The organism is Microbacterium sp. X-17 (assembly GCF_039615055.1).
Genome location: NZ_JBDHNI010000007.1, coordinates 301,680 through 322,786 on the forward strand (window position 1 = coordinate 301,680; position 21,107 = coordinate 322,786).

Genomic DNA, 21,107 nt, shown 5'->3' on the forward strand with positions numbered 1-21,107 from the left:
GGTCAACGGCACTGCTGGAGGTCGAGCTCGTCCCAGCGCGGAAAACCGGGGACCCCGCGGCGACCCATCGCTCGGTCATCCGCCAGGGCGGCCTCCAGCGGCGGACAGTGAACCGACTCGTAGAAGAGCCCGCGCCGCTCCATCAGCCCGATGGACTCCGACGCCGAGGAGCTATAGGCGGCGAGGTCTCGCCCGGGGACGTCGAGATGGACGTACTCCACGCTCAGGGCGAAGCCGAGGACGAACAACAACATCAACGCCACAGGGATGAGAGCGATCCAGCCGGCGACCGCGGCGACATCCGTCAGCACCCGTACCCACCGCCACGGGACCCTCTCCACGACCACGATGAGCTGGCCGATCAGCACGACCGCGACCGCGACAGCCACCAGGAGCAGGATCAGGCCCAGTTGGCCGCCGTCGATCTCCGCCAGAAGCAGAGTCCTCGTCGGGCGGTCGAATTCAAGAGCCAGCAGCAGGATGCCGACGCCCGCCAGCAGGACGAAAAGCAGAGACGGAGTCCACTGAAGCACGGAACGCAAACGCATCGCCCCAGCCTCCCCGCTTCGCACCGCCCAGCGCATCCGTCTCTCGTCGCCACCACGATCGTCCCTGCGCTGTACCGACTCACCTGCGAGTCACCCGAACCGCGCGCCCGCGCCGCACTGTTCGTTCTAGTGTTGGCTCAAGTGTCTTGTCGTCGGGCGCCGCACGTTCCGCGCCCGACCCCGGGGAGGAGTACCGATGTCCGAGCTCGACCTCAACCAGCCGTTGACGCCTCCGGATCAGCCGGCGGCCGGGGTGAGCCTCACGCCTCCCGCCGCGGTCCCGGAGGTCGGCGGCGACCAGGCCGTCGGGATGGTGGCCGTGCCCGCCGACAAGCGGGCGGAGCTCGCCGCGAAGGCCGACGAGTTCGTCGCGGGGCTCGCCGGGGTGGAGCCGGGGAGCCCCGAGTTCACCCGCCGCGTGGACGAGATCGCGCGGATGGGCGTGCAGGAGATCCGGTCGTCCTCCGAGGTGTCCAACCGGATGCTGCAGCGGCCGGAGTCCTCGCTCGCCGCCGCCCGCGGTCGCGGCGGCCCCTCCGACCCGCAGACCCAGGTCGCCCAGACCCTCCAGCAGCTCCGCACCACGATCACCGACCTCGACCCGGGTCACTCCAACCTGACCGGCTCGAAGGGCATCCTCGGGAGGCTGCCGGGCGGCAAGTCCCTGATGCGGTACTTCGAGCGCTACCAGCCGGCCCAGAAGCAGCTCGACGCGATCATCACCGCCCTCATCTCCGGTCAGGACGCCCTCCTCAAGGACAACGCCGCCATCGACCTGGAGCGCACCAACCTGTGGGCGACGATGGGCAAGCTCGGCGAGTACACGACGCTCGCCAAAGCCCTGGACGACTCGATCCAGGCGCGCGCCGCCGAGCTGCGCGCCACCGACCCGGCCCGGGCCGACTCCCTGGTCGCCGACGCGCTCTTCCCGATCCGCCAGCGCCGGCAGGACCTGACGACGCAGATCGCGGTGTCCGTGCAGGGCTACCTCGCGCTCGACGCCATCCGCAAGAACAACGTGGAGCTGATCAAGGGCGTCGAGCGCGCGCGCACGACCACCGTCGCCGCACTGCGCACCGCGATCATCGTCGCGCAAGCGCTCGGCAACCAGGAGCTGGTGCTCGACCAGATCAGCGCGCTCAACGACGCGACGAACTCCATGATCGACCGCACAGGCGAGCTGCTGCGGCAGCAGACGGCGCGCGTCCACGAGGACGCCGTCTCCACCGGCGTTAGCCTGGAGACGCTGCAGCACGCGTTCGACAATGTGTTCGCGACGATGGACTCCATCGACAGCTACCGCGTGAAGGCGGTCGAGAGCATGGCGAAGACGGTGGACGCCCTGGAGCAGCAGATCTCGCGCTCGCGCAGCTACGTCGACCGGTCGCACTCGGGCACGAGCAGCTGACGCGGCCGGGTCGCGCTCAGGGCAGATATCGCTCAGGGCAGGTCGAGCCGCGACGCCCCGAACCGCTCCGACAGGAACCGCCCGTTGACCAGCAGTGCCGACGCGTCCTGCTCGACCGCGGCGTCCCGCATCCGCTTCGCCGCGCGCTCCAGTTCGGAGAGCTGACCGACCAGCGCCGCCGCCGCGGTCGTCCCGTCCGGGAAGACGTGGTCGGCCGCCCAGTCCGCCGGCAGCGACAGGTACGCGCGCAGCGTGTCGGGGAGGTAGACGGTCGCGGTCCGCCGCACCACGACCTCCGGCTCGCCCTGCCCGGCGACCCGCGGGAGGGCGTCGATGAGGAGGTCCCCGATCCGCCCGACCTGGGCGACCGCCTCGGCCGGCACCCGGTGGCCGAGACGTGCGGGCAGCGTGCGGAGGTCGCCCTCGATCGTGGCGTCCCGCACCTGGATCTCCGACCCGGCGGGCTCCAGCCCCAGGGTCTGCAGCGCACGCGAGGAGGTCGCGGCGTCCCCGGCCGCCTCCGCGGCGAGCGCGGCGACCCGGCCCGCGAACGCGGTCAGCCAGTCCCCCAGGCCGAGGGCTCGGCGCGCGATCGTCACGCCGCCGTAGACGCGGTGCGCCTCCCCCTTCCAGTGCGGCCCGGGCTCGTAGCCGAGCGTGAGCGTCTCCTCCGTGCCGATCAGGCTGACCCGGGAGATCGCGCCCGGCCTCCCGGAGACGCGGTCGGCGAGCGTCCGTCTGCGCTCGACGACCAGCACCCGGGCGGCGAGGGCCGGCGGCAGCGCGCGACCGACGCTCTCGACCAGGTCGGTCAGGAACGTCTGCGGGTCGGCCGCCGCCTCAGCCGGTTCGGTCATCGTCCGCCGTCGGTGAGCGGGAGGACGAGGTTCGGCGTCGCGATCACGTGGTCGTCGCGCAGCGGGCGGACGGCCGTGCCGATCGCGAAGAACTCGGTGGTGTGGCCGCCCCAGCGGTGCGGCAGCGACAGGAGCTGTACGCCGACGACGCCTTCCGCGTCGAGCGCCTCCGCCTCGGCCTGCATGCGGCCCATCGCCAGCTCGCGCGCGTCGTAGAGCGCCTCGGTGAACGCCGTGATCTCCACGTTCGACCCGAGGTTGTTCATGGTCGCCATCATGCCCTGGTGGGCGATGTGGTACACGCAGGTGCCCATGACGAGGCCCTGCGGGACGTACCCGGACTGGATGAGCGTCCAGAAGTCCTGACCGGACAGGTCGGAGGTGAACGGCATCCGCTTGTTGTTGCGCCAGGTGCCGGTCGGCGGCTTCTCGTCGGCGACGACGGCCGTGCCGACCGCGACGAACTCCGCGAGGTCGTTGCCGTACTCCTTGAACTCGATCTCCAGCCGCACGCCGACGATCCCGTCCGCGCCGAGCGCGTCGGCCTCGGCCTCCATGCGGGTCATCGCGAGCTCGCGGGCGTGGTACATAGCCTGGCTCAGCTTCTCGAGTTCCATGTTCTTGCTCCACTTACGAGCCTGGATCCCCACATGGTAGACGCTGGAGCCGAGCACGAGGCCGACAGGGCGGAATCCCGCCTGCCGGACCAGGAGGAACTCGTTCACCGACAGGTCGGACGTGAACAGCCGCGCACGCCCGTCGGCGAGGCGGGCCCGCGCGTCGCTGGGCAGGGTGACGCTGGAGAACGGGTCGGACACGGCGGTTCCTCTCGGGTGGTGGTGGGTCTCAGGCTCGCGCGCGCAGGTCGCTGAGCGGGATCACGGTGGTGACGGCGGACAGCTCCGCGCGACGGCTGTAGCGCGGGACGGGGATCAGGGTGGCCCCGACCACGGTCGCCTCGGCATGGAGGTCCTTCTCCTCGCCGCACGGCGTCTCGAACTCGCCCAGGCGGAGGTCGGTCACGACGAGCTGGGCGCCCGCGGTCGCGGTGGCGCGCGTCTCCAGCCGGTGCAGGGCCTCCGCACGCGCCGCCTGGACGAGCTCGGTCATCCCGGTCACTTCGCCGTTCACCCAGCTCGACCGTTGGGTACGCAGCTCGTAGTCCTCGTGCTTGGTGGAGATGGAGATGCCGAGCAGCAGCTCGCCGGGAGCGTACCCACTGAGGATGGCGGAGGCCGTGTCCTCGACGGTCAGGTTCGTGCTCCAGACGTCGCCGCGGTTCTTCGGGTAGGGCACGAGCAGCGGGTCGTCTGAGCGCACCGCGGTGCCGAGCGCAGTGAACTCCCACGCCGAGCCGTCGAGCCGGGAGCGCTGCACGGTCACCCCGACCACGCCGTGCGCTCCGAGCGCGCGGGCCTCGGCGAGCATCCTCCGCACGGCCCCGTACCAGGCGGACTCGAACCCCTTCACGTAGGGCGCGTAACCCGCGTAGGTGCTGCCGCCGGAGGTCGTGACCGGAGACCGCCAGGCGGTGCGGCTCTGCCAGGTGCCGAGAGCGGCCGTCGGCCCGGTCGGGGTCCACCAGGCGCAGCCGGTCCCGGTCCAGCCGAGGTTGACGACCATCCCGCCGAAGACCTCGCCGACCGGGAGGAGCCCGGCGCTGCGGGCCGCGGCCGCCGCCGGCGCGGAGAAGAGCGACGACCGCACCCCGCTCGCGGCCTGCCGCTCGACGCGCGAGCGCGCGGCCGCGGGAAGGCCGTCGGGAGTCTGGGTCACGCGCTCATCCAATCACGTCCGCGGCCCCGGCGCGTACAGTCGGGCGGGGCCGCGCCGTGTCAGCGTCCGACGGCCGTGCGGAGGATCTGCGCGACGCGCTCCTTGTCCGCTTCGTCGAGCTTGGTGATCGCGAACCCGACCGGCCAGAGGCTGCCGTCGTCCAGCGTTGCTGCCTGCTGGAACTCGATCGTGGCGTAGCGGATCTTGAACTTGGAGCCCGGCTTGAACGCGACGACCGTCCTCCCGTCGGCGTCGGCGTAGGCGGGCATCCCGTACCAGGTCTTCGCGGCGAGGTCGGTGTTGTCCTGCACGAGCCGGTGGAAAGCCTCCGCGAGTTCCCTGTCGGTCCCGGTCATCGCGGCGATCGCCTCGTCGCACGCCGCGGCGGCGTCGGCGCCCGCCTTCATCGCCTTCTGCTCGGCGACGGTGGCCCGGATCGCGGCCTTCTCCTCTTTGCTGAACGTGGTGTCGGCCATGATCGTCCCCTTCGTGTGAGTTCTCGCCGTTCGATCGGCTGAGACACAATCTACGGCCGCGGGAGGGGAGGGCGCTTCTCCAGAACTGCTCGATCGTGGCGCACCGCACCTGGCGTCATCGCGGCGGCGCGTAGTCGATCGGACGCGCCCCGGCGTGCTCGAACGGGTCCACGAAGACGACGCCCGCGGTCTGGCCGGCCGGGACGACGACATGACCCCGCGGCCCTGACGGCATCGCCAGCAGAGCAGCAGCCACGACCGCGCACACGGCCACCCGGATGAGCATCGCGTACCCCCGATCGCTGCGATCGTCGCCGATCCGCGTCAGGGCGCGCCATACGTAGAACTACGGACGGCCGAGCCGGTCCGCGGCGAGGAGCGCGGCCGAGACGCGGTCGTGGACGCCCAGCTTCGCGTAGATGTGCTCGATGTGCTTCTGGACGGTGCGCGGGCTGACGCGCGTCACGTACGCGATCGAGCTCGCGGTCATCCCGGAGCCGAGCATCCCGAGGATCTCCTCCTCGCGGGCGGTCAGACCGGACCGCGCCGCGAACGCCGGCGTTGCGACCGACGGCCGGGACGCGACGGCGACCCGGTCGACCGCGGCCAGGAGCGGCTGCAGCCGGCGGGCGAGCTCGACCTCGTCGTCGTTGAAGTCGCGGTTCGCCCGGTTGAACACCCACGTCCGCAGTCTGCCGGTGGCCAGTGGCTGGACCGGGAGCGCGAGCTGATAGGTGGTTCCCATCAGGCTGAACAGCTCGGTGTAGACCTCGTGCCTGCGCCACTCCCGGAGCCCGATCCGGTCGCTCAGGCGGACCGGCTCCACCGAACGCGGGCGGCTGCGGAAGGCCAGCATCGTGGGATGCGCGTCGGCCGTCCGCTTCACCGCGTCGACGATGACGGCGCGCTCCGGCCCGTAGCGGGCGATCAGGCTGACGTCACCGGGCAGCGAGCCGATGTCGGCCCAGCCGGAGTGCTCCGACGGGAGGAGCGCGTCGAGCGACTCGGCGATGGCGTGGATGCGCGCGTCCCTCCCGGCGACGCCGTCGACGTCGTAGCTGACCGACAGAACCTGCGCCCGAACGTCCATGATCGCGCCCGCGCTGCGCCCCCAACGCACCTGCGCGACAGGATACGACCGTCCCCGGACCCGCGGCACCGACTCTTCGAGGACTCTCAGTGAGGATCGCTCAGTGACGGACCGCTGCGTGCGGGACCACGAGGTGCGAGCCGTAGCCGACCGCGACCAGCGTCCCCGCGGAGTCCGTCACCACCCCCGACGCGAAGACGATCCGGCGGCCACGGTGCCCGACCGTCGCCTCGCAGGTCAGCTCACCGGTGTGCGCCCGCGCCGCCCTCAGGAACTGGGTGGACAGGTCGATCGAGGTGAAGCCCTGCCCGAGTGGCAGCGTCGTCGCCACGGCCGACGCGATGGCGGTCTCCAGCAGGCTGCAGGCCAGTCCCCCGTGGATGGACCCGAGCGGATCCGTGTGCACCTCGCCGACCGTCACAGCGGCGGTGACGCGGCCGTCGGCCGCCGCGACCAGCCGGATCCCCAGGAGGACGTCCATCGGGGCGGGGGCGACGTCGCCCTCGATCACGGCCTGGATGTAGTCCAGCCCCGACATCGCTCGGAGGGCCTCCGATGCCGGGGCGGGATCCTCCCACCGCACGGTGCGCGTGCGGTCCTCGACGTGGCCGACGCCGACGACTTCCGGTTCAGCCATGGGCTCCACCTCCGAACCTCATGATGGGAGGCCCGCGGCGCGAAGGGCATACGGAGAAGAGCGTACGCGCGCGACGGACGGGAACGGGTGACCCGATTCACCCGCCCCCGCGCTCTACAGCCTGGCGGGCTCTACAGCCTGGGGGCTCTACAGCCTGGCAGGCTCGTCTGCGGGATGAGGCTCCGGACCGGTCGCAGGGAGCCGGACCTGGTCCCAGTCGATGATGACGCAGTCGATGGCGACGGGCTCGGCGGGCGTGCTCAGGACGTTCATGGTGATCGCCTCCGCCTTCATGGTGCGCCGGTGGGGGCGGTTACGGTATTCGCAGTTCTACGCAGAACGGAGGAGAGCGAGGCGTCCGCTGCGCTCGTTCACCGCTTGCCGGTCCGGCGCACACGCGCACTCACAGCCATCACGACTCCACTCGCGATGAGGAGCGCGCCCGCCAACGGGATCCAGGGTTGCGGTCCCGACGAGCCCGTGTTCGCAAGGGACGACGGCCCGGTCGGCGGAGCCGGGACCGGCGTCGGGGTGGGCGTCGGCGTCGGGGGCGGCGCGAGCTGCATCGTGTTGGCGATCACGACCTCCGTGGCGTGGCCGACCTCCACAGTGAACGGCTGACCGAGTGTGTAGGGCTGCTGCGGGCCGCCGTCCACCTGGAGGAACGCCGTCGTCGTCACATCGACGCCGGTGGCCGCCCCGGTGTCCGGCTCGGAGACCGTGCAGGTGAGGGTGGAGTCGGTGACCGCGACGCCGCTGTCGTTGCCGGGGGAACCCGCCGCAACCGTGAACGTGCCGCCGATGCCGCTGGCGCCGCAGTCGACGGCGATGACCGCGTCATCCGGCCGCAGCCCCAGGTCGGGCGTGGTCGTCTTGGTCACCGAGAAGGTTCCGTACAGCTGGAAGCGGTTGACGAAATGGCAGTCGGCGGTCGCGGCGTCCGGTCGCAGCTGCACGACCGCGCTGGCCGTCGCCTGGTCGACCGAGACGGTGTTGCCACCGCAGTCGACGCTGTCGAGCACCCAGAAGCCCTCCGAGTCGGGGGCGGGCATCGCTTCGACGATCGTGTAGTCCGTGCCCGGCGCCGCGGCGGAGAGCCCGGTCACGGACGGCTGGGCCTGCACCTCCACCCCGGGAGTAGTGGTCGTCGCCACTGGGTTGCCCACCCGCGTCAGGTTGTCGGCGCTGTCGAGCACGGTGTACTCGAAGCGGCCGACGCCTCCGTTCGTCGTCTTGAAGATGTTGATGGCTCCAGAGGGCGCGAACGAGTTCGTGAACAGGCACGCCACGTCCGTCCCGGGCGCGGCGGTGAAGTTGACGCCCGCACCGGATGGTGTGTTGGAGATGGGGAGGCTGCTGCCGTTGCAGTCGGCGCCGGTCAGACTCCACGTGCCGGGTCCGGTCTGGCTGAAGTCGGTGGGGTAGGTCTCCGCTGCCGTGTAGTTTCCGGACGGAGCCCCGACGCGCGTGGCGAACACCGTCGGCTCGCCCTGCGTCGTGGTCGTCGCGGTGAAGTTCTCCGTGGTGTTCGGCCCGGTGATCGCGAACGGGAAGCTGCCGACCGCGCCGAACGAGCGTTTCGCGAGGGCTCCGAGGCCCAGCGGCGTCGGAGTGTTCGTGTAGGTGCAGGTGACGCTGTCGCCCGCGGCGAGGTTCACCGTGGTCGTCGCTCCGGAGATCGTGATCACGCTGAGCCCGTTCGTGGAGGTGCAGGCCGCCGGCGACGGAGCCTGCCATCCCGGTCTGCTCTGCTCGGTGAACGACCACGGCGGCTCGGTGACGCTGCCGAGCGTCGCGCCCCGGATGAACTGCATCGAGCCGGGCGAACCGGGCGACGCCGCGATCGCGAATGTCCCTCCCGGGTTGTACGAGATGTTGCCCTGGAATCCGAAGGTGTCGCTCAGCGCGCCGTTCACCTGCTTGACCACCGTGATCGTCCCGGGAGGCGGTGGCGGGCTCACCGCGTAGTAGAAGCAGAACACGTGCGTGCGGGATTGCGGGAAGGTCACCGCGTCGACGTTGTCGCCGTTGAGGGCGTCCTGCGCGCAGCGGAGCGCGCCGAACCCGATGTCGGAGCGGCCGTTCAGCGCCTGCGCCGGGGTGCCGCCCTGCACCCACACGCTGCGGCCGCTCTGTGCGAACGACGCCTCCGCCGCGTTCAGCTGCACCGTCACCGCGCCCTCGATCGTCTGGGCTTGCCCTCCCGGACCGATCACGGGGTTGCCCTGCGCGTCGAGCAGCGGGGTGCTCGCCTGCGTCGTGATGTCGGAACGGAACAGCCCGGTCACGGTCGAGAGGTTCTGCGTCGCCGGCGACTTCGACGCGATCCCCTGCCCGGTCGAGAACGTCCACCCGGTCAGCGGGCGGCAGTTCGGCGAACCGGCGGCCTCCGCGGCCGGATCGACGATGTCGTTGGGCGCGTAGGTCGAATCGGGGCCGAGGTTGAAGAGCGACTCCTGGATGTTGTTCCTGGCCTTGTTGGCCATGATGTCCGTGTACGCGTCGCACACCCGTGCCACGTAGGTGACCTGCAGGGGGTTCGGCGACTGCGCCTGCGCCTGCGGCGCGCCTCCCACGACGGCGCTGAACGTCGCCGCCACCAGCGCCACGGCGCCGGCGGCGGCCCCGAGACGTCTCCAACCGCGCCCTGGCCGCACGGGCACAGGGTACGACAGAGGGTGCGGGCGGTTCTAGGGGTGATCGCGGGGGTGGTCGGACGGAACCCTCAACAACGCGCGACGACGACCATCCGTGGAGATGGGGGGAATCGAACCCTATTCTGGTCCCGTCTGCGCGGTCCAAACGCTGCAAGATCCGCGGAAATTCGCGGGATTTGAGTCACGTGAGATGCGTTCGAATCACTGTGATCTCAGAAAAGTGTGGGCAAAGTGTGGGCACGCCGTGGCCGCATGAGCCGTGAGCGATCCGTTAGGAATCAAGAATCCGCGCCCGCGATCTGCTACCTTCTTGAAGGCAGAACTTCGTTAGGTGAGGCTTCTGCGCGAACACAGGCCACTGATCTGACGACGTCGAGAGACGCCCAAGATCAGGACAGGTCTCCCCGGCTTAAGGGGTGATCCCAAGTGGCTTCCCCCGATCCCACCGGATCAGGGATACGTCGTGCAGTGCCGAAGCTCTTACGTGGGAGTCTCGTCCGCGGCCGCTGCCGCCGCGGGTGACGCCTGGCGCACGCCTGCCCCGGAATGCGAGGAGGTGACCCGCCGTGAGCGATGACCATAGTCCGTCCCGTCCCTGCTGCGCCCCGGCGACGGCGGCCCCTCCGCGTTTCGCGTCCAGCCGCCCCTGACCTGCGCGCGGCACGGTGACGCCCTCATCACGTCCCCTGTCGTCCTCTGCCGCCTCCGGCCCTCGCCGGTCGCGGCCCAGGGAGGTCTTGTCATGCCCCTTCTCCGCACTGTCCCGGGCGCCGGCACGCTCCGCCGTGTCCGCTTCCGCTGGATCGATGTCCTGGTCGCCGTCGCGATCGTCGTCCTCTTCTACCTGATCATCCAGGCGACCGCCGGTGCCTCCGCGCCGGTGCGGCTGGCCGAGGTGCCGTCGTCCATCGACACCGATCCCGCTTTGCTGCCGTACTACGCGCTGCGCTCCCTGCTGCGGATGTTCGCGGCGCTCACAGCGTCGCTGGTGTTCACCTTCGTCGTCGCCACGGCCGCCGCTCGGCTGCCGCGCGCTGAGAAGGTGATCCTGCCGGCGCTCGACATCCTGCAGTCCGTCCCGATCCTCGGCTTCCTGTCGGTGACCGTGACCGGGTTCATCGCGCTCTTCCCCGGCTCCACCCTCGGGCTGGAGTCCGCCGCGGTGTTCGCGATCTTCACCTCGCAGGTGTGGAACATGACCTTCGCGTTCTACGCGTCGCTGACCAGCCAGCCGCGCGACCTCGACGAGGCCGTCCGGCTGATGCGGCTGACGAAGTGGCAGCGGTTCTGGAAGCTCGACGTGCCCTCCGGCATGATCCCCCTGGTCTGGAACGGGATGATGAGCTTCGGCGGCGCCTGGTTCTTCCTGGCGGCCTCCGAGGCCATCACCGTCAACAACCACAGCTTCGCGCTGCCCGGCGTCGGCGCCTACGTCGCCTCGGCGGTGGAGGCCGGCCAGCTCGACCGGGTCGGCTGGGCGATCGTGACGATGGCGATCATGGTGCTGGGTGTGAACTTCCTGTTCTGGCGGCCGCTGGTCGCCTGGGCGGAGCGGTTCCGCCAGGAGGACACCGCACCCACCGACCGGCCGCGCAGCGTCGTCCTCGATGTGATCAGCCGGTCGTGGCTGCCGCGCGTCGTGGAGCGCGGGTTCGCCCCGATCGGGCGCGGTCTTGACAGGGCGACCCGGCCGTTCGGGTTGGCCGAGCATCCGCTGCGGGTGCCGGAGGTGCGCAAGCGCACGCTGGACGTGGTCGTGACCGTGCTCGTCGTCGCCGCGATCGTGGTCGGCGCCATCGCCTCCTACCTCTTCATCCAGCACTCGCTGGGGATGGGCGCGTTCCTGGAGGCGTTCGGGCTCGGCGCGGTGACGATGGCGCGCGTCGTCGTCATCCTGCTGTTCGCGACCATCGTCTGGGTGCCGGTGGGCGTGTGGATCGGAATGAACCCGCGGATCAGCCGGCTGGCCCAGCCGATCGTGCAGCTGCTGGCGAGCTTCCCGGCGAACTTCCTGTTCCCGTTCGCGATCGCGTTCTTCGTCGCGACGAGCATCCCGCTCGACTACGGCGGCATCCTGCTGATGGCGCTCGGCTCGCAGTGGTACATCCTGTTCAACGTCATCGCCGGCGCGAGCGCCATCCCGACCGACCTGCGGCAGGCGATGGACAGCTTCGGCGTGGGCCGCGTGCAGCGCTGGCAGAGGCTGATCCTCCCGGCGATCTTCCCGGCCTACGTCACCGGCGGCATCACCGCGGCGGGCGGCGCGTGGAACGCGTCCATCGTCGCCGAGGTCGTCACCTACAACCACCACACCTACACCGCGACCGGCCTCGGCGCGTACATCGCCGACGCCACCCAGTCCGGCGACATGGCCCGCGTGCTCGTCGGCGTCATCGTCATGTCCGTGTTCGTTGTCGGACTCAACCGTCTATTCTGGCGCCGCCTGTACGCGGTCGCCGAGAAGCGCTTCAGCCTGTGAGGAGGGCTTTCATCATGATCACCACGAACACCGCGCTCATCGACGTCCGCGACGTCACCAAGTCGTTCGCCACCGACGGCGGCGAGAAGACCGTGCTCTCCGGCGTCACGCTCACCATCCACCAGGGCGAGATCGTCGCCCTCCTCGGCCGCTCCGGCTCCGGCAAGAGCACACTGCTGCGCTGCATCGCCGGGCTGATCGCCCCGACCACCGGAACCGTGTCGTTCAAAGGCGGCGTGCTCAACGGCGCCAACCCGGGCACCGCGCTGGTCTTCCAATCGTTCGCGCTGCTGCCGTGGCTGACCGTGCTCGAGAACGTCGAGCTCGGGCTGGAGGCCAAGGGCATGCGCCCGGAGGAGCGACGCGAGCGCGCCCTCCGCGCGATCGACCAGATCGGCCTGGACGGCTTCGAGTCCGCCTACCCCAAGGAACTCTCCGGCGGGATGCGGCAGCGCGTCGGATTCGCCCGCGCGCTCGTCGTGGAGCCCGACGTGCTGCTGATGGACGAACCGTTCTCCGCACTCGACGTGCTCACCAGCGAGAACCTGCGCGGCGAACTCGTGCGGATGTGGGGCGACGGCACCCTCCCCACCCGCACGGCACTGATCGTCACGCACAACATCGAAGAGGCCATCCAGCTCGCCGACCGCGTCGTGGTACTCGACTCCAACCCCGGCCGCATCAAGGCCGAGCTGACCGTCGACCTCCCGCAGCCGCGCGACCGCCGCAGCCCGGAATTCGAAGCGCTCGTGGACGAGGTGTACGGCATCCTCACCGGCCAGCAGGCCGAGCCCCGCTCGTCCGGCGTCGGGGACGTCGCACGGCCGGCGATCCTCCCGGACGGGATCGACATCCCGCTGCCCGCCGTCAGCACCGGTGAGCTCGGCGGTCTCGTCGAGCTGCTCGCCGAGCGGGGCGGGCAGGAGGGCCTGGCCGAGATCGCCGACGAGCTCCGGTACGAGCTGGACGACCTCCTGCCGGTGGTAGACGCTGCCCAACTTCTGAAGCTTGCCCGGCCCCAGGGCACCGAGCTGCGCATCACCGAACAGGGCCGTCGCTACGCCGCCGCGGACCTCCTCCGCGCCAAAGAGCAGTTCGCCACCCTCGCGATGGAAGCCGCACCCCTGGTCCGGCGCATCGTCCGCGACCTTCGTCACACGGGAACCGGAGCGATCGGCACTGACGACATCCTCGCCGAGCTGCGCGCCTTCTACGGAACCGATGACGCCCAGCGTCAACTGGACACCGCCATCGACTGGGGGCGCTACGGAGAACTCTTCGAGTACGACGCTGACAGCAGCCGACTCCTACTGCCAACCCACCCGGACGCCGAACAGCAGCGGAGCGGTGAGGACGCCATCAGATGACCTTCGACTGAGAGGCTCAGCGCCGCCCCCGGAGCCCGGCGCACAATTCCGCGCTCGAGGCGAGAACCCACCATTCGCCGCCACCGTTTCTTTCTCAGGGAGATTCCGCGGGGACTAACCAGCCAGTGCAATCGATCGCCGCCAGCGACCACGATTGGCGTCCTGGCAGCTGCGAGTGATGGGGTGGGGCCGGGCGGAACGGGCTGAACAAAGACAGTAGATCAAGCAACAAGTTCTATACCCAGGAGACCAAAGCGATAGGCAAATAGCAAAGGACCCCAAGCTAGAGGTAGTAGCGACGCAAGGCGAGTACAGGCGAAAGCAAGAGCGAATGCACGTAGGCACTTTAAGTGGAGCGCTTCTCAGCGACCGGAATGACAGGGGTCGCGTGTAAACCAAGGTGCATGGCAAATCGGGGGAAATCAAAGCGGGCGCAGGGACGCGCCGATTCGTACGCGCGTCAGCGACTGGAGCACGATGCCGCCTCCGTCAAACACTCATCCGAGAGGCAGCGCATCGCTCAGAGAGCACGAACTGCCAACGCTCTCGCAGAGCTGGAAACCAGGTGGGGCGGACGTGCTCAGGCCCTCCGACAGCTACGTGACGTCTCGGCGACGGTAGAACGCCTGCGGCGTGAACAACACTCCGCTCGCTCCGAGCGCGACGAGTTGATTGCGCGTTTACGCAATGCCGGCGAAAGCTGGAACTCACTCGCCGCCCTGACGGGATTGAGTCGTCAAGCACTCAGCAGGCGAACACCAAATGCCTAACGCGAGAACCTCACACTCCGCCCACGTCTCCGGCGGCCCCGCAGCGGACAGTCTCGCGCGTTGGGAGGCCGAGTCAAGGGTGCAGCTCCGCTGCATCGCGAAGCGACGCGCAGCGCCCTTGACACGGTCTCCCAACACGCCAACATCAGGGAGCGGGGCCGCCAAAGGAAATGCGCCATGTGGGTTTCGACCGTCCGTAAGCCCAAGACTCGAAATGCGCGCCGATTTCGACCGAAGTACACAACGTGTAAGCGAGGGCACTTCCAGCGCGAAGCGCCGCGAGCAGTTCAAAGGAGATCGCGATGGGAAGCATCACTCCGTACGACACAGCATCCGGGCGGCGCTGGCGTGTCCGGTACCGGACACCGGAGCACGTTCAGACGGACAAGCGCGGGTTCACCACCAAGCGCGACGCCGAGCTCTACCTCGCCAACATAGAAGTCTCGAAAGCAACCGGGGCGTTCGTGTCCGCGTCTGCGGCGCGCGTCACGGTCGGCGAACTAGCTGGCGAGTGGCTGGCCAATAAGCAGCAATCGATGAAACCCTCGAGCTATCACTCGATCGCGGTCTCCTGGCGCGTCTATGTTGGCCCGAGATGGGCATCGACGCCAGTCGGAGCGATCCGCGCCAGCGCCGTCGAGCAGTGGATCCGTCAGCTCGGCCAAGGAACGGCCATTACTCACAAGAGCGACGGAAAGACTGTCCCGGCCGCACAGGCCCGAGCGCGATCAGCGACGGTAGTCCTCCGCGCCCTCGGAGTCCTCGCCGGCGTCCTCGACATGGCCCTCAAAGACGGGCGAGTACCCAAGAACGTTGCCCGGCGTACCGAGGGCGCGCCCCGCAAGGTGTCGAACAAGCCACGTCGCTATCTCAGCCACGCTGAGGTCGCCCGTTTCGCCTCCGCCGCCTCCACCCCGACGCAACGGACAATGATCGTCCTGCTCGCCTACTGTGGGCTGCGATGGGGAGAAGCCGTCGGGCTACAAGTTCGCGACCTGAACATGCTGCGCCGCCGTCTGCAGATCAGCCGAACAGCCACCGAAGTCGACGGCAAGATCCTCGTCGGCGCACCAAAGTCGTGGGAGAAGCGTGCCGTGCCATTCCCCGCCGTCCTTTCCGAACCGCTCGCCCAACTCTGCGAGGGCAAGGCGCCGGACGACCTCGTCTTCGCCGATCGGTTCGGACAATTCCTACGCAGGCCCAAGACCAGCGCAGGTACGTCGTCATGGTTCCTCGACGCTCTCATCGCGTCTGATATCGAACGGCTCACCCCGCACGACCTCCGGCACACTGCAGCCAGCCTCGCAGTCAGCTCCGGAGCGAACGTGAAGGCGGTACAGCGGATGCTCGGCCACAAGTCGGCCGCGATGACGCTCGACACATACGCGGACCTGTTTGAAGACGACCTCGACGAGGTGGCTGAGCGCCTCGACGAAGGTGCACGCCGAGCCAACCTCGCCGACGTGTGGGCGCTCAACTGAGTCTGCGGCCACAACCCCTCAGTCATCACAATGGGCTCCGTTGAGTGCAATGAGATCACCCATCGCCCACAAAAGTGTGGGCAAAGTGTGGGCACGCGACAAAATCGGGGCCTTCCCCGCAAGCGGAAAAGGCCCCGAATTCCGCGTGATTACGCGGATCTCAAACAACGCGCGATGACGACCGATCGGTGGAGATGGGGGGAATCGAACCCCCGTCCACTGCTGTGGTCATGTGCCTTCTACGGGTGTAGCCAGTGAAGTCGCTTTCTCAGCCCCGGAACTTGTCGCTGGCACCTGCTCCGACGGGCTCAGTATCAGTTGGAGTCCCTCTGCGCCCTGATGCTCAACGCAGAAGCAAGTCTTCTAGCTGACGCCAGGATCCGGGTAGAAGACAGTTCCCGGTCTGACGGTCTCTTCAAATGGCGAAGGGGAACTTACGCCGCGAGGGCGAAGTCGGCCTTGGCCGAGACAGTGCTCTTGTTATTGGCACTTATTTTTTCGCATGGATCGTTTACGAGATAACCATGCATCCTCGACCCGCTTCTCACACTCTCGCAGACAATGTCGAAACCGATCATCCCCGTGCGACGGCCGTGAGGCCGGGTCGTCATCGCGCGCTGTTGAGTTGTCCAGATTCACGCCGCTCCTGGCGGCGAGCTTCTCATCCTACAACAACACCGCTCCCACATCTATGCCACGATCGGTGGATGGCCGACACCATCATCACCGTCCAGGGCGAGTACGAGCTGACGCATCCGGCCGAGCGGGGAGCGGTGCGGCTGAGCGTCGCCTACGAGGGCGAGGACCGCGGCGAGACTCTCGCCCTCGCCACCCAGCGGCACGCCTCCCTCGCCTCCGAGCTGCGCGAGCTGCACAAACCGCAGGCCGGGCCGGTGACCGCGTGGGCCTCCGACCAGCTCCGCGTCTGGGGAGACCGGCCGTGGAACCAGGACGGCCGCAGGCTCGCGCCGGTCTACCACGCGGAGGTCGGGATGGACGTCACCTTCAGCGATCTGACCGCGCTCTCCGACTGGGTGGGCGTCGTCTCGCTCCTCGACGGCGTCACGATCCAGGGCGTCACCTGGAGCCTGACGGAGGCGCGGCGCCAGTCGATCACGCAGGAGGCGCGGCGCCGGGCGGTGGAGAACGCGGTGGCCAAGGCGACGGTCTACGCGACCAGCCTCGGCCTCACGTCCGTGAAGCCGCTCGCGCTCAGCGACCCGGGGATGCTCTGCGACGGGCCGGCGAACGGTCAGCCGCAACCGCTCCTCGCGCGCGCGATGTCAGCGGACTTCGGCGGCGCGACGCTCGCGCTCAAGCCGGAGGACATCACCGTCGCGGTGCAGGTGCACGCGCGGTTCGCGGCCTCCTGAGCCTCGATCCGTCGGCTCAGCTGCTCGGCGTCGGCGACGGCGTCGGCTTCCCCGGCCGCAGCGGGAGGTCGGCGACGTTGAGGATGCGGACCGCCGTCACGGTGGTGCCCGACCGGGTGCCGACGACGATCACCTCGTCGCCGACGGCGAAATCAGAGGCCGTCCGGGTCTGGCCGGGCGCGCCGTACGCGGTGGACGAGGAGGTCTCGACGGTCAGGGTCGCGCCGCGCTGCGTCGTGATGGTCCAGGACGAGCCGGAGATCTTAGTCACTGTCCCGCTGACGACGCCCTTGGCGATCGGTCCCTCGTCCTGGCGACCGCCCTGGCCGGAGCCGTTGCCGTTGCCCTTGCCGTTCTGGCCGGGGAAACCGGGAGCGCCCGGCTTCATCGGCACCGGGCCGTGGTTGCCGTCGTGCAGCAGCCGCGACACGGACGAGCCCGCGTGGAACACGACGGAGCCCACCGCGAAGGCGCCGGCGCCGGCGATGCCGAACAGCACGATGACGCCGAGCACCAGCGTCGAGATGGCGAACGCCAGCCCGTGGCGCTTGTAGAACGGCTCCCCCACCGGTCGCGGGGCCGCGCCGTACTGCGGCGCCTGTCCGTACGCGTTCCCGGCCTGCTGCGGCGGGACGCCCTGCTGCGGCGGCACGCCCTGCGGCGTGCCCGGCTGCTGCGGATACAGCGGCTCGGTGGGCTGGTTCTCGTCCATACTCACAAGGACACCTGATCGAGCCGCGATACCGCTGAACGCCGGTTATGGCTTCGATGTGAACTCACGCGGGTTCCACCAGCACGGAGCGCAGCTTCGCCAGTTCGAACTCGTCCAGGCCGGTGGCGAGCAGGTACGCGCGCACGCTCCCGAACCGGCGCTCGACCAGGTCGAGCGCCTCCTCCAGCGCCTCGGGCGGGCTGCCGCCGAGGATGATGCGGAGGTCCGGAGTGACCTCCACCCCGTGGCTGCGCACCAGGTCGATCATCGCGTCCAGCCAGGGGCCCCGGAGGTTGGCCTGCGTCGCGGCGTAGTCGGCCACGACCAGGTCGCGGTCGACGCCGACGGCGAGCAGCGCGAGCGCCACCACGATGCCGGTGCGGTCCTTGCCGGCCGTGCAGTGCACGACGACGGCCTCCTCGCCGGTGTCCGCGATCTCCCGCAGTGCGGTCACGACGACGTCGCCGTGCTGCAGCAGGATCTTCTCGTAGAGCCCGACGAGCGTGATGCCGATCGTGGACTGGGACGCGCCGGAGCCTTCGAACACGGGGAGGTGGAGGCGCTGGAGGCCGAGGCCGGCCACGTCGTCCGGCAGCACGGACACCTCGAAGTCGTCGCGCAGGTCGATCACGACGCGAACGGCGAGGTCGCGCAGCGCCTGGCGCCCCTCGTCGCCGAGCCGCGCCAGCCCGTCCGAGCGGAACAGCTTGCCGCGGCGCACCACGCCCTCCGGGACGGGATACCCTCCCGCGTCGCGGAAGTTGTAGGTGCCGTTCACCGGGATGCGCGCGGCGACGACGCCCGCCCTCACCTCGTCGTTCGTGCTCATGCCCTCATCCTGCCACCGCGCGCCGACACGGCGCCCCGCGACGCCTGTCACTCGCCGAGATGACGCCTGCTGGACATCGCCCGTTCGGCTTCGCGGTTGTCCTGGCGCTCGCGGAGGGCCTGGCGCTTGTCGTACTCGCGCTTGCCCTTGGCGACCGCGATCTCGACCTTCGCGCGCCCGTCGCTGAAGTAGATCTGCAGCGGGACGATCGTGTAGCCGCCCTGCTTGACCTTGTTCTCGATCTTGACGATCTGCGCCTTGTGCAGCAGGAGCTTGCGCTTGCGCCGCGGAGCGTGGTTGTTCCAGGTGCCGTCCAGGTACTCGGGGATGTGCACGGCGTCGAGCCAGGCCTCCCCGCCGTCCACGAACGCGTAGCCGTCGACCAGGGACGCCCGCCCCTCGCGCAGCGACTTCACCTCGGTGCCGGTGAGCACGAGGCCCGCCTCGTAGGTGTCCTCGATGGTGTAGTCGTGGCGCGCTCGGCGATTGGTGGCCACGACCTTCTGGCCACGTTCCCTGGGCACAGCGTCTCCTGACGTCAAGATGGTGCTGCCCGGCACATCGCCGGGCAGCAGACCAGTCTATCGGGTCAGACCCTCCGAACGATCAAACCCGCAGGTACCGTTTGATCGCGAAGTTCGCGGAGGCCGCCGCCAGCACCACGCCGACGACGATCAGCAGCGGGATCACCAGCCAGCCCTGGTCCATCCCGACGAAGTTGATCGACGGGATCTTCGGGCCGAGGAAGCCGCGCACGAAGTACTGCACCATCAGCCAGATCACGACGCAGCTCAGGATCGACCCGATCAGCGCGGCGATCACGCCCTCGATGATGAACGGGGTCTGGATGAAGCGGTTGGAGGCGCCGACCAGCCGCATGATCCCGATCTCCCTCCGCCGGGAGAACGCGGACAACCGGATCGTGGTCGCGATCAGCAGCACCGCGGCCACCAGCATGAGGATCGCGATGCCGATCGCGGTCAGGCTCGCGGCGTTGAGGATGTTGAAGATCTGGTCGAGGTAGCTGCGCTGGTCCACGACGCTCTGCACGCCGGGCGAGCTGGACAGCGTCTCGGTCAGCACGTCGGAGCGGTTCGGGTCCTTGAGGTTCACCCAGAACGTCTGCGGGATCATGTCCGGCGTGACGTAGTCGGCGATCTGGTTGCCCTTGAACTGCTGCTTGAACTGCTCGTAGCCCTGCTTCTGGTCCTGGAAGTAGAACTTCTGGATGTAGGGCGCGATCTCCGGGGACTGCAGCTGCTTCTTGACGGCCTCCACCGTCTGCGGGGTCGCGGCTCCGCCCGGGCAGTTGTCGGTCTCGGTGCACATGTAGACGGCGACCTGGGCGCGGTCGTACCAGTACGTCTTCATCTGCGCGATCTGCAGCTGGAGCAGGGCGGCCGTGCCGACGAAGGTCAGCGAGATGAAGGTGACCAGCACGACGGAGACGACCATCGAGAGGTTGCGGCGCAGGCCGTTGCCGACCTCGGACCAGATGAGCCCGAATCTCATTTCGTGGGACCCACATTCTGTTCGCCGTCGCGGTCGGACGCGTCGCGCAGCCCGCTCAGGTCGAGGTTGGCGGTGAAGTTCAGGTGATCCGGGAGGTCCTCGCCCGCGGAGGCGGGCACAGCGACCGGGACGGGGACCGGTGTGGGCACGGCCGGGGCCTGCTCCGGCGTTTGCTGCACGGGAGCGGGCGGCGCCGGCGGGTAGACCGGGACCGGCCCGGTGGGGTTCGCGACCGGCGTGTGCGGACGGGTCATCGGCTCCGACGGAGCGGGCGCGGCCGCAGCGGCGGACACCGGCACGGTTGGGATCGGCGCGGACGGCGCCGCGAGCCCGTCCGCAGTCGGCCGCGGCAGCGGGATGGCGGAGGTCACGCCGTAGCCGCCGTGGCGCTCGTCGCGGACGATCTGGCCGCCGACAAGCTCGATCACGCGCTGCTTCATCTGGTCGACGATCGCCGCCTCGTGCGTGGCCATCAGCACCGTGGTGCCGCCGGCGTTGATCTGCGCGAGCACGGACATGATCCCGGCGCTGGTGGCCGGGTCGAGGTTTCCGGTCGGCTCGTCGGCGAGGAGGATCTGCGGCTTATTGACGACGGCCCTGGCGATCGCGACGCGCTGCTGCTCACCGCCGGAGAGCTCGTGCGGCAGGCGCTGCGCCTTGCCGTCGAGGCCGACCATGGCGAGCACGTCGGGCACGGCCTCCTGGATGAAGCCGCGCGACTTGCCGATCACCTGGAGTGTGAACGCGACGTTCTGGAAGACCGTCTTGTTCGGCAGGAGCCGGAAGTCCTGGAAGACCACGCCGATGTTGCGGCGGAAGTACGGGACCTTGCGCGACGAGATCGTGCCGAGGTCCTGCCCCAGGACGTGGATGCCGCCCTTGGTGGGCCGCTCCTCCTTGAGGATCAGCCGCAGGCAGCTCGATTTGCCCGAGCCGGACGCGCCGACCAGGAAGACGAACTCGCCGCGCAGCACTTCCAGGTTGATGCCGTTGAGTGCCGGGCGTGCGGTTCCCGGATACTGCTTGGATACGTGTTCGAACCGGATCATGACTGTTAGAGACTAAGCAACACTTCCGCGTTCCACAGTAGCGACATGCCAGCGGGCCGCAAGCCTGACAGTCCCCGGCACACGCG

The 21,107-nt window shown here is 69.2% G+C and carries 20 protein-coding genes, 1 other RNA gene and 1 riboswitch; of the genes, 5 read left to right on the forward strand and 16 right to left on the reverse strand.

Annotated elements, in window-relative coordinates; all coding sequences use genetic code 11:
• Positions 1–2: 2 nt before the first annotated feature.
• Complete coding sequence (locus tag ABCS02_RS30480) at positions 3–548, reverse strand: hypothetical protein (protein WP_345839463.1); 546 nt, start codon at positions 546–548, stop codon at positions 3–5.
• Positions 549–744: 196 nt separating this feature from the next.
• Between ABCS02_RS30480 and ABCS02_RS30485 the strand changes: the two genes are divergently transcribed.
• Positions 745–1,956: a toxic anion resistance protein gene (locus ABCS02_RS30485; protein ID WP_345839464.1), complete on the forward strand. Its 1,212-nt coding sequence runs from the start codon at positions 745–747 to the stop codon at positions 1,954–1,956.
• A gap of 32 nt (positions 1,957–1,988) precedes the next feature.
• Here ABCS02_RS30485 and ABCS02_RS30490 read toward each other — a convergent pair whose 3' ends face one another.
• From ABCS02_RS30490 to ABCS02_RS30530, 9 genes are all read right to left on the reverse strand, one after another.
• The gene (locus ABCS02_RS30490) at positions 1,989–2,813 is read right to left on the reverse strand and encodes a hypothetical protein (protein ID WP_345839465.1); all 825 of its coding nucleotides are present in this window, start codon (positions 2,811–2,813) and stop codon (positions 1,989–1,991) included.
• Positions 2,810–3,631, reverse strand: a complete 822-nt coding sequence (locus ABCS02_RS30495) for a heavy metal-binding domain-containing protein (RefSeq protein ID WP_345839466.1) — start codon at positions 3,629–3,631, stop codon at positions 2,810–2,812. Before ABCS02_RS30495 ends, ABCS02_RS30490 begins: the two co-directional genes overlap by 4 nt.
• A gap of 28 nt (positions 3,632–3,659) precedes the next feature.
• On the reverse strand, positions 3,660–4,589 hold the full coding sequence (locus ABCS02_RS30500) for a heavy metal-binding domain-containing protein (protein WP_345839467.1): 930 nt from the start codon (positions 4,587–4,589) through the stop codon (positions 3,660–3,662).
• 59 nt (positions 4,590–4,648) lie between these two features.
• Entirely contained in the window at positions 4,649–5,065 is a 417-nt protein-coding gene (locus ABCS02_RS30505) for a hypothetical protein (protein ID WP_345839468.1), read from the reverse strand.
• Positions 5,066–5,180: 115 nt separating this feature from the next.
• Positions 5,181–5,351: a hypothetical protein gene (locus ABCS02_RS30510; protein WP_345839469.1), complete on the reverse strand. Its 171-nt coding sequence runs from the start codon at positions 5,349–5,351 to the stop codon at positions 5,181–5,183.
• Positions 5,352–5,411: 60 nt separating this feature from the next.
• Positions 5,412–6,185, reverse strand: coding sequence for a helix-turn-helix transcriptional regulator (locus ABCS02_RS30515; protein WP_345839470.1), 774 nt, complete (start codon positions 6,183–6,185; stop codon positions 5,412–5,414).
• 70 nt (positions 6,186–6,255) lie between these two features.
• The gene (locus ABCS02_RS30520) at positions 6,256–6,792 is read right to left on the reverse strand and encodes a PaaI family thioesterase (protein WP_345839471.1); all 537 of its coding nucleotides are present in this window, start codon (positions 6,790–6,792) and stop codon (positions 6,256–6,258) included.
• 147 nt (positions 6,793–6,939) lie between these two features.
• A complete protein-coding gene (locus tag ABCS02_RS30525) occupies positions 6,940–7,065 on the reverse strand; it encodes a hypothetical protein (RefSeq protein WP_345839472.1) in 126 nt (41 codons plus the stop codon).
• Between the two features lie 98 nt (positions 7,066–7,163).
• Entirely contained in the window at positions 7,164–9,449 is a 2,286-nt protein-coding gene (locus ABCS02_RS30530; protein ID WP_345839473.1) for a hypothetical protein, read from the reverse strand.
• Positions 9,450–9,765: 316 nt separating this feature from the next.
• Positions 9,766–9,946, forward strand: a riboswitch (M-box (ykoK) riboswitch).
• A gap of 464 nt (positions 9,947–10,410) precedes the next feature.
• On the opposite strand from ABCS02_RS30530, the gene ABCS02_RS30535 reads away from it, so the two are divergent.
• The 3 genes from ABCS02_RS30535 to ABCS02_RS30545 all read left to right on the forward strand — a co-directional run bounded on the left by ABCS02_RS30535 (position 10,411) and on the right by ABCS02_RS30545 (position 15,546).
• On the forward strand, positions 10,411–11,928 hold the full coding sequence (locus ABCS02_RS30535; RefSeq protein ID WP_345839544.1) for an ABC transporter permease subunit: 1,518 nt from the start codon (positions 10,411–10,413) through the stop codon (positions 11,926–11,928).
• A gap of 14 nt (positions 11,929–11,942) precedes the next feature.
• Positions 11,943–13,295 (forward strand): nitrate/sulfonate/bicarbonate ABC transporter ATP-binding protein, encoded by a 1,353-nt coding sequence (locus tag ABCS02_RS30540; RefSeq protein WP_345839474.1) that lies wholly within the window; start codon positions 11,943–11,945, stop codon positions 13,293–13,295.
• Positions 13,296–14,367: 1,072 nt separating this feature from the next.
• Complete coding sequence (locus tag ABCS02_RS30545; RefSeq protein WP_345839475.1) at positions 14,368–15,546, forward strand: tyrosine-type recombinase/integrase; 1,179 nt, start codon at positions 14,368–14,370, stop codon at positions 15,544–15,546.
• Between the two features lie 186 nt (positions 15,547–15,732).
• Here ABCS02_RS30545 and ssrA read toward each other — a convergent pair.
• Positions 15,733–16,128: a transfer-messenger RNA gene (gene ssrA, locus ABCS02_RS30550) on the reverse strand.
• A 125-nt stretch (positions 16,129–16,253) separates the two neighbouring features.
• On the opposite strand from ssrA, the gene ABCS02_RS30555 reads away from it, so the two are divergent.
• Complete coding sequence (locus tag ABCS02_RS30555; protein WP_345839476.1) at positions 16,254–16,919, forward strand: SIMPL domain-containing protein; 666 nt, start codon at positions 16,254–16,256, stop codon at positions 16,917–16,919.
• A gap of 16 nt (positions 16,920–16,935) precedes the next feature.
• Here ABCS02_RS30555 and ABCS02_RS30560 read toward each other — a convergent pair whose 3' ends face one another.
• The 5 genes from ABCS02_RS30560 to ftsE form a co-directional block, all read right to left on the reverse strand.
• Positions 16,936–17,631, reverse strand: coding sequence for a hypothetical protein (locus ABCS02_RS30560; protein ID WP_345839477.1), 696 nt, complete (start codon positions 17,629–17,631; stop codon positions 16,936–16,938).
• A 64-nt stretch (positions 17,632–17,695) separates the two neighbouring features.
• Entirely contained in the window at positions 17,696–18,460 is a 765-nt protein-coding gene (locus tag ABCS02_RS30565; RefSeq protein ID WP_345839478.1) for a tyrosine-protein phosphatase, read from the reverse strand.
• 47 nt (positions 18,461–18,507) lie between these two features.
• Positions 18,508–18,984, reverse strand: a complete 477-nt coding sequence (gene smpB / locus ABCS02_RS30570) for an SsrA-binding protein SmpB (RefSeq protein WP_179606746.1) — start codon at positions 18,982–18,984, stop codon at positions 18,508–18,510.
• A gap of 82 nt (positions 18,985–19,066) precedes the next feature.
• Positions 19,067–19,972 carry a permease-like cell division protein FtsX gene (gene ftsX / locus ABCS02_RS30575; RefSeq protein ID WP_345839479.1) on the reverse strand — a complete coding sequence of 302 codons (906 nt, stop codon included), beginning with the start codon at positions 19,970–19,972 and terminating at the stop codon, positions 19,067–19,069.
• Entirely contained in the window at positions 19,969–21,021 is a 1,053-nt protein-coding gene (gene ftsE, locus ABCS02_RS30580; protein WP_345839480.1) for a cell division ATP-binding protein FtsE, read from the reverse strand. Before ftsE ends, ftsX begins: the two co-directional genes overlap by 4 nt.
• Positions 21,022–21,107 lie beyond the last annotated feature (86 nt).

Coding starts and splice junctions, on each gene's coding strand:
- ABCS02_RS30520 (WP_345839471.1), bottom strand. CDS start 6,792: ATGGCTGAACCGGAAGTCGTCGGCGTCGGCCACGTCGAGGACCGCACG.
- ABCS02_RS30545 (WP_345839475.1), top strand. CDS start 14,368: ATGGGAAGCATCACTCCGTACGACACAGCATCCGGGCGGCGCTGGCGT.
- ABCS02_RS30560 (WP_345839477.1), bottom strand. CDS start 17,631: ATGGACGAGAACCAGCCCACCGAGCCGCTGTATCCGCAGCAGCCGGGC.
- ABCS02_RS30525 (WP_345839472.1), bottom strand. CDS start 7,065: ATGAACGTCCTGAGCACGCCCGCCGAGCCCGTCGCCATCGACTGCGTC.
- ABCS02_RS30485 (WP_345839464.1), top strand. CDS start 745: ATGTCCGAGCTCGACCTCAACCAGCCGTTGACGCCTCCGGATCAGCCG.
- ftsE (WP_345839480.1), bottom strand. CDS start 21,021: ATGATCCGGTTCGAACACGTATCCAAGCAGTATCCGGGAACCGCACGC.
- ABCS02_RS30505 (WP_345839468.1), bottom strand. CDS start 5,065: ATGGCCGACACCACGTTCAGCAAAGAGGAGAAGGCCGCGATCCGGGCC.
- ftsX (WP_345839479.1), bottom strand. CDS start 19,972: ATGAGATTCGGGCTCATCTGGTCCGAGGTCGGCAACGGCCTGCGCCGC.
- ABCS02_RS30490 (WP_345839465.1), bottom strand. CDS start 2,813: ATGACCGAACCGGCTGAGGCGGCGGCCGACCCGCAGACGTTCCTGACC.
- ABCS02_RS30540 (WP_345839474.1), top strand. CDS start 11,943: ATGATCACCACGAACACCGCGCTCATCGACGTCCGCGACGTCACCAAG.
- ABCS02_RS30510 (WP_345839469.1), bottom strand. CDS start 5,351: ATGCTCATCCGGGTGGCCGTGTGCGCGGTCGTGGCTGCTGCTCTGCTG.
- ABCS02_RS30565 (WP_345839478.1), bottom strand. CDS start 18,460: ATGAGCACGAACGACGAGGTGAGGGCGGGCGTCGTCGCCGCGCGCATC.
- ABCS02_RS30480 (WP_345839463.1), bottom strand. CDS start 548: ATGCGTTTGCGTTCCGTGCTTCAGTGGACTCCGTCTCTGCTTTTCGTC.
- ABCS02_RS30535 (WP_345839544.1), top strand. CDS start 10,411: ATGTTCGCGGCGCTCACAGCGTCGCTGGTGTTCACCTTCGTCGTCGCC.
- ABCS02_RS30555 (WP_345839476.1), top strand. CDS start 16,254: ATGGCCGACACCATCATCACCGTCCAGGGCGAGTACGAGCTGACGCAT.